This is a genomic window from Candidatus Electronema sp. TJ (assembly GCF_048287355.1).
In the GTDB taxonomy this organism is placed as follows: domain Bacteria; phylum Desulfobacterota; class Desulfobulbia; order Desulfobulbales; family Desulfobulbaceae; genus Electronema.
The window spans coordinates 18,612-25,483 of record NZ_JBLWEP010000013.1 but is presented as its reverse complement, the minus strand read 5'-3'; the positions used below and the strand labels follow the sequence as shown (position 1 = coordinate 25,483).

Below are 6,872 nucleotides of genomic sequence, written 5' to 3'. Positions count from 1 at the left end.
GTACCATACGGTTGGAACTCTCGGTACCATACGGTTGCAACTCTCAGTACCATATGGTTGGTACCTGCCGAGTCATATATATGACTCATTGTCGGCCAGCTTGTCAGAAAAGCTCTGATCATAGCAAAAAAGACGCTTGCAGGAAAGATTTTTTCTGCTAAGTTGAAGCAGCTGTTCTCCGTGTCTTCTGACGCTGCCTGCCATGCCTGCCAAACTGAAAGTTTTCCTGCCGGGCGAGAAAACCGCCGTGCTGCTCACCGCCGCTGTGATCGGCCTGCTGGCTGGGGCTTTCAGCATCCTCTTCCGCGAGACCCTGGACCTGGTGCATGCGCTGCTCTTTGCTCAGGGCCACGCGCTGCTGCGCGTCGGCGAAGGCGGCTGGCGCAGCCTGCTCCTGCCCCTGCTGCCAATGAGCGGCATGGTCTTGCTCATCCCGCTCTCGCTGCTTTTCCCTGGCAAGGTCAACGGCTACGGCTTCACCCAGTTCCTCCGCAAGGTCAATCTGGAGAACGGGGTTATCAAGGCCCGGAACATCTTCATCAAAATAGCGGCCACAGCCCTGACCATCGGCAGCGGCAATTCCGCAGGCGTGGAAGGCCCGATAGCCCAGATCGGCGGCGCGATAGGCTCGCAGTTCGGCCAGCGGCTGCGGGTTTCCGGCGTGCGGATGCAGGTCTATGTGGCCGCAGGCTGCGCAGGCGGCGTGGCCGGCATCTTCAACGCTCCGCTGGCCGGGGTCTTCTTTGCGGCGGAGATCATCCTGCTTGGCACCTACGAGCTGTCCTCCTTCTCTGCGCTGGTGATCGCCTCCGTCATGGCCACGGTGGTTTCACGGGCTTGGCACGGCGAGGTGGCGGCCTTTCCCATCCCGGATTATCAGATGGTCAATCCGCTGGTCGAACTGCCGCTCTACACCCTGCTGGCCGTGCTGGTCGGCATCTTGGCCGTGCTGCACATCCGCCTGTTCTACTTCATCCGCGACCGCTTCGCCGTCCTGCCGCTGCACAGCCAGCTCAAACCGATCCTTGGCGCGTTCCTTGTCGGCTGCGTTGGCATTGTCTTCCCGCAGGTGATGGGCGACGGCTACGAGTACATTGCCGAGGTGCTCGACGGCAAAGGCGAGCTGGAGGCAATGGCCGCCCTGATCCTGCTCAAGTCTGCCGCCACTGCCGTGACCCTTGGCGCAGGCGGCGCGGGCGGAGTCTTTGCGCCCTCGCTCTTCATCGGCGCGGTGATCGGCGGGGCCTTTGGCAGCGCAGCCCATGCCCTGCTGCCTGAGCAGACCGCCTCTGCCGGGGCATATGCCACTGTGGGCATAGGAGCCTTCCTTGCCGCCGCCACTCATGCGCCGATGACCGCCATCTTCCTCCTCTTTGAGATGACAGGCAACTATCTGATCATCATCCCGGTGATGCTCACGGCCATGCTCGGCACAGTGGTGGCCCGCAAGCTCCACCCTGACTCGATTGACACGGTGGACTTCACCCGCGAGGGCATCAACATCCATGAGGGCCGGGAAGTGGCGGTGCTGAAATCCATCCTCGTGGGCAAGGCGATCACCGAGGAGGTGGACTTCATCAGCGAGACAGCGAACATCAATCAGCTGCTCACGCTCTTTGCCGCAGCCAAGGACTCCTTCTACTTCCCGGTGATCAACCAAAGCGGGAGGATGGTCGGCATGGTCTCCATGCAAGACGTGAAGACCATCCTGCATGACGAGGAGCAGCGTTGCTGTCATTTAGTTGGCGCGATCTGCAGCCGCGAGGTGATCACACTCACTCCTGAACATAATCTCTTTGATGCCATCCAGCTCTTTGACATCAAGGGGCTGGAGGAGATTCCAGTGGTGGAGAGCATGGACGACAAATGGGTGCTGGGCATGCTGAAACGCCGGGACGTGATCTCGGCCTACAACCGCGAGGTGCTGCGGCGCGGCATCCGTGAAAAGGCGGAGGAGATCAGAGTCCTCTGCGCGTCCGCATGAGGAGGCGGGAATGAAGATCAGACTGTTTTCCTTCGGCTTCAAATATGGCTGCCCAGAGGCCAACATGCTGCTGGATGTCCGCTTTCTGCCCAATCCTTACTGGGTGCCGGAACTGAAGGAGCGCAGCGGCTTGGAAGCGGCAGTGGCCGCCTATGTCATAGAGAGCCCGGCCGGGCGGGAACTCCTTGCCCGCTTAGAGCCGCTGCTGCTCTTCATGCTCGACAGCCACCGGCAGGCGGGGCGCGAGGAATTCAGCTGCGCTGTGGGCTGCACCGGCGGCAGGCACCGCTCCGTGGCTGTGACCGAACGCCTGCGGCAGTTCTTAGCCGGGACAGCTGACGGTGCGCTGGAGGTTTTTCACCGCGACATAGAGCGGGCGTGAAGGTCATTCAAACAGCGCATTCCGGTAGGGCAGCCAGTAGCGGGCGTGCACAGCGTAATGCAGCCAGACAAAGAGTGCCGCGCCGTAAGCAAGGAGAAGCAGCCGCGCTGTCACTTCCGGATCCTGCTGCCGCCGCGCCAGATAGGGCAGGCGGGAAAAGACCGCCACCTGCAAGGGAGTCAGATACAGCCCCAGACGGTCCACCGCTGTCGGCGCGAGACCGACTAAGAAAACAGAAGCGACGGCTGCGCAGGCCATCCACAGCCAGAGCAGGGCGTTGGGATATGTGCGCTTCCACTCTTTCCAGAAGACAAAGAGAAAGAAGGCCGCAGCGCAGTTCATGGCCACGCGTATGACGGCTCCTTGAGAGAACATGCGCTGCTCGACATAAGAAGCCCAAAGGTTGCCCAAGGACGGTGCCATGAGCGCGTCCCAGAGGCTGTGGCCGATCAGGGCGACCGCCGCAGCCCGGAAGAGCCAGCCCTTCTGGTAGAGGAACATGCCCAGCGGAATCATAATCATGGCGGTTTTGTGGAACATGGCTGCCAAGGTGATCAAGGCGGCGTACTGGAGAAACTTGCCCTGTTCAAGCCGGGTCAGGCCAAAGAAAATCAGGCCCAAGGCCACGCCTTGGCGGGTGTAGCCCATAGCCACCACGATGACTATGTATGGAACAGCGACAGCGAAGGCCAGCCACGCCCTGTATTGCGCCCGGCAGAAGGCGATCAGACCGCTGACAAAGATCAGTCCGCAGACCGTGTTCACCCCGTAGATGCCCCATTCTAAACGGGCCATGAGCCGGTTGAGGAGCACGTAGCCTATATCGCCGCCCTTGAGCGGATCAGTGAACGCGGCCCCAATCTCTCTGGTGTAATAGGGCAGGTAGTTGCCCCAGTCGCCGCCGACATGCTCGCGGAAGCCGATGCAGAGGGTGAAAAAAAGGCCCAGCAGCAGCCAGGGCGGCCAGATTGCAGACTTTCTGCCTGGCGCGGCCAGCAGGGCGGCCAAAGCGGGCGCAGCGTACATGAGCCAGTAGGGCCACACGGTTCAGTCTCCTTGTTGCCGGGCCGCGTCAAGCCAGGCCTGAAACATCAGCACAGCCCAGAGGGAATATTCCCAGCTGCGCCTGCCGCTGAGATGCTCCTGCCAGCGCAGACGGACAGGAGCGGGATGCAGAAAGCCCTCGCGGCGCAGGCGGTCAGCGTCGAGCAAGCTCTCGGCCCAGTCCCGCAGCGGCCCGCGCAGCCACTCTGCCAGCGGGATGCCGAAACCCTGCTTGGGCCGCTCGACAAGCTGCCGGGGCACATGCTTATAGAGAATCCGCCGCAGGATCCGCTTGCCTTGGCCGTCACGAATCTTCATCCGCAGGGGCAGGCGCAGAGCCAGTTCAACCACCCGGTGATCAAGGAACGGCGCGCGTGTTTCCAAGGACACGCCCATTGCCGCCCGGTCCACTTTGCAGAGGATGTCGTCCGGGAGATAGGTGAGCGCGTCAAGGAGCATCATCCGCTCTTCCGGCGGCTGTCTGTCCAGCCAGGCCCAAGGGCTGGTGAGGACGGTCGCAGGCTCTTGGCCGTCCTGAACAAGGCTGGCCGGCTCAGGCCATGCAGAGACTAAGCTGCGGTGCAGATCGTTCATATTCCGCACGCCCGCAAGCCGTTCGGCCAGCTTGCGCGACTTGTCGCCGAGCTGTATCCCGCCTTTTCCAGCTGCCTGCGCCAGCCTGTCCCAGCCCTGCGGCGGAAGGAGAAGAAGCAGCCGTCCCAGCAGCCGACGCGCGGGCAGCGGCAGCCAATCAATCTTGTTCCAGATGCGGGTTGCCCAGAAGTAGCGATTATAACCACCGAACAGCTCATCGCCTCCATCGCCGGAGAGCGCGACCGTCACATGCTGCCGCGCTGTGCGGGCTACGAGAAAGGTCGGCAGCTGCGAGGAGTCGGCAAATGGTTCGTCATAGAGCGCAGGCAGCAGCGGAATCACCTCCAACGCCTGAAGCGGACTGAGCTGGAATTCCGTGTGCTCCGTGCCCAGATGCCGGGCCACTGCGCGGGCGTGCGCTGATTCGTCATGCGCCGCCTCGGCAAAGCCGACCGTGAAGGTGCGCACTCGGCTGCAATGCGTCCGCATCAGGGCGGCAAGCAGCGAGGAGTCAATACCTCCAGAGAGAAACGCTCCGAGCGGCACGTCTGCTGCCGATTGCTCAGCAACCGCTTCGTCCAGCACCTGCTCCAGACAGGCGGCAGCCTCTTCCTCGCTGCCGCTGAAGGGTTCCGTCTTCGCCCGCTCCGCCTCTTCAGGCAGCGACCACCAGCATCGCTCCTCTGTCTGTCCGTCGGGCTGGACGCGGAGCAGACAGCCGGGCCGGAGCTTGCATATGCCCTTGTAGATCGAATGCGGCGCAGGGATGTAATTGTAGCGCAGCAGCAGAGTCAGCGCGTCGCGGTCAACCTCCAGGCGGCAGCGCGGATGAGCGGCTATGGCCTTCAGCTCGGAGGCGAAGAGGAACAGGCTTTCATGCTGCCAGCCGTAATAGAGCGGCTTCTCGCCCATCCGGTCCCGCGCCAGCTGCAGCGTCCGCTCCGTGCAGTTCCAGACCGCCAGCGCGAACATGCCTGCGCAACGGCGTAAGCTCTCCTCCAATCCCCATGACTCGATGCAGGCGAGCAGCGTTTCGGTGTCGGAATGACCGCGCCAAGCCTGTTCAGGCAGCTGCCGCCGCAGGGCAAGATGGTTGTAGATCTCGCCGTTGAAGACGAGCATGTATCGTCCTGAGGCCGAGCGCATTGGCTGGTGTCCGGCAGGGGAGAGATCAAGCACGGCAAGGCGGCGATGACCAAGCGCGGCTCCTGCAGCCATGTCTGTCCATATGTCGCCGTCATCCGGGCCGCGATGATGAAGCATGTCTGTCATACGCCGGACATGCAGCTGGAGGAGCGCGTTGTCCGCCGACGGATCAAGAATGCCGACTATGCCGCACATGCGTCAGCGGAGCAGAAGCAGTGCGGCGTGCAGCGCGGCAAAGGCCAGCAGCCCGGCGGCGACATCGTCGAGCATGATGCCTAAGCCGCCGTGCAGGCGGCGGTCAAGCCAGCCGACCGGAAAGGGCTTGAGGATGTCGAAGAGACGGAAGAAAGCGAATCCGGCCAACGCGGCCAGCGGGTGAAACGGCGCGGCGGTCAGGGCGATGAGCTGACCGACGATCTCGTCAATGACCACCACCCCAGGATCACCCTGATCAAGAATCTTCTCCGCTGCGCCTGCGGCTATGACACCAATGACAAACAGCCCGGCAAGCACTGCCAGATATGCGCCAAGCTCCATGCGCGACAAGCCCAGCCAGAGCAGCACGCCCAGCAGCGAGCCCCAGGTGCCAGGTGCTTTAGGCAGCCAGCCGCTGCCCGCGCCGCTGGCTATGAAGAGGAAGAGCTTGTCCATGATTCTATCTTTTGTCTTGAGGAACTGCGTCAGCAGCTGCGCGTGAAGAGTTGCAGCGTCTGCGCGATGCAGAAGCGGTTTGCGAACGAACCGCCCCTGCAACATAGAATTCACGGTTCCCGCTGCTTCAAGCTGCGGCGGGCGGTCTCTTCGTTGATCCGACGGATGCGCTCGGCCAGCTCGTCGCTGACCACCATCCGCCCTTCAAGAACGCAGCCTTTGCGGGCCGGAACGCACTCGCCGGAAAGCCGCTTGCAGCCGTTGCTGACAATGTCGTAGTTCTTGCAGTGGAAGGTCATGCGGACTTATCCCCGTTTGATGTCCCTCTCCATGCTCTCCAGCAGGTTGATGAACTGATCGCATTTATCTTTGAAGGATTGCAGGGCCTGCTTCCCTTCCGGCGATGTTCTTTTCTCCTCCGGCATGCTGACCAGCATTCTGATGGCCTCATGCACATCCTTGTGCAAAGCGTCCATCTTGCCTGCGTCAGGATGAGAAGACAGATCCTGCCTTCCTCTGCTGTTGAGCCATTTGCCAAAATCGCAGTTGTTGTGGTCCGGCACGTCCGCCGCAGTTAATTTCTCTACGCCGTAGAAGAAATCAGTGAGTTTTGATTTCCAGCTCAGGTGGGCGATTGTGGCGGCCTGAAGATCCATCGTCAGCATAATGTTCATAGCGCTCTGTCTCCGGTGCGTCTGCAATGAAAGATGAGAAACAATATCATTTTCTGATCAACTTACCACGAAATTTAATGAGCTGCAAGATATTCAGGTAGCAATGACGAATATGGCCGCAGCGGGCGAGTCGGCGGAAAGATGAAAAAACAGCGAAGGGAAAAGGCGGCGCGATCAAGCGCGGCCCGGCACGCTTTCTTCGGCGCAGAGCACGCTTGCCGAGCTTTTCGGCAAACATGCTGCAAGACGTGTCACGCTTTCCCCGGCGCAGAGCACGCTTCCTGCAAGGCATGTCACGCTTGCCGCGTGACGCTGCACGCTTGCCGTGAGGCTTGGCACGCTTTCTCCGTCGCATGTCACGCTTGCCATGAAGCGCGGAAAGCATGACATGCCTCAT

The 6,872-nt window shown here is 61.4% G+C and carries 8 protein-coding genes; 2 read left to right on the top strand and 6 right to left on the bottom strand.

Annotated elements, in window-relative coordinates; translation table 11 throughout:
- Positions 1-202 precede the first annotated feature (202 nt).
- Both ACNKID_RS02010 and ACNKID_RS02005 read left to right on the top strand, forming a co-directional pair.
- Positions 203-1,984, top strand: coding sequence for a chloride channel protein (locus ACNKID_RS02010; protein ID WP_417911759.1), 1,782 nt, complete (start codon positions 203-205; stop codon positions 1,982-1,984).
- Positions 1,985-1,994: 10 nt separating this feature from the next.
- Positions 1,995-2,366: a hypothetical protein gene (locus tag ACNKID_RS02005; RefSeq protein ID WP_417911758.1), complete on the top strand. Its 372-nt coding sequence runs from the start codon at positions 1,995-1,997 to the stop codon at positions 2,364-2,366.
- Between the two features lie 3 nt (positions 2,367-2,369).
- Here ACNKID_RS02005 and ACNKID_RS02000 read toward each other — a convergent pair whose 3' ends face one another.
- The 6 genes from ACNKID_RS02000 to ACNKID_RS01975 form a co-directional block, all read right to left on the bottom strand.
- A complete protein-coding gene (locus tag ACNKID_RS02000) occupies positions 2,370-3,410 on the bottom strand; it encodes an EpsG family protein (RefSeq protein WP_417911757.1) in 1,041 nt (346 codons plus the stop codon).
- 3 nt (positions 3,411-3,413) lie between these two features.
- Positions 3,414-5,345 carry an asparagine synthase (glutamine-hydrolyzing) gene (asnB, locus tag ACNKID_RS01995; RefSeq protein WP_417911756.1) on the bottom strand — a complete coding sequence of 644 codons (1,932 nt, stop codon included), beginning with the start codon at positions 5,343-5,345 and terminating at the stop codon, positions 3,414-3,416.
- 3 nt (positions 5,346-5,348) lie between these two features.
- On the bottom strand, positions 5,349-5,801 hold the full coding sequence (locus ACNKID_RS01990) for a phosphatidylglycerophosphatase A (RefSeq protein WP_417911755.1): 453 nt from the start codon (positions 5,799-5,801) through the stop codon (positions 5,349-5,351).
- A 110-nt stretch (positions 5,802-5,911) separates the two neighbouring features.
- The gene (locus tag ACNKID_RS01985) at positions 5,912-6,100 is read right to left on the bottom strand and encodes a hypothetical protein (RefSeq protein WP_417911754.1); all 189 of its coding nucleotides are present in this window, start codon (positions 6,098-6,100) and stop codon (positions 5,912-5,914) included.
- Positions 6,101-6,106: 6 nt separating this feature from the next.
- Positions 6,107-6,475: a CZB domain-containing protein gene (locus ACNKID_RS01980; RefSeq protein WP_417911753.1), complete on the bottom strand. Its 369-nt coding sequence runs from the start codon at positions 6,473-6,475 to the stop codon at positions 6,107-6,109.
- Between the two features lie 46 nt (positions 6,476-6,521).
- Positions 6,522-6,872, bottom strand: a 351-nt coding sequence (locus ACNKID_RS01975; RefSeq protein ID WP_417911752.1) for a hypothetical protein, incomplete at its 5' end; no start/stop codon positions are given.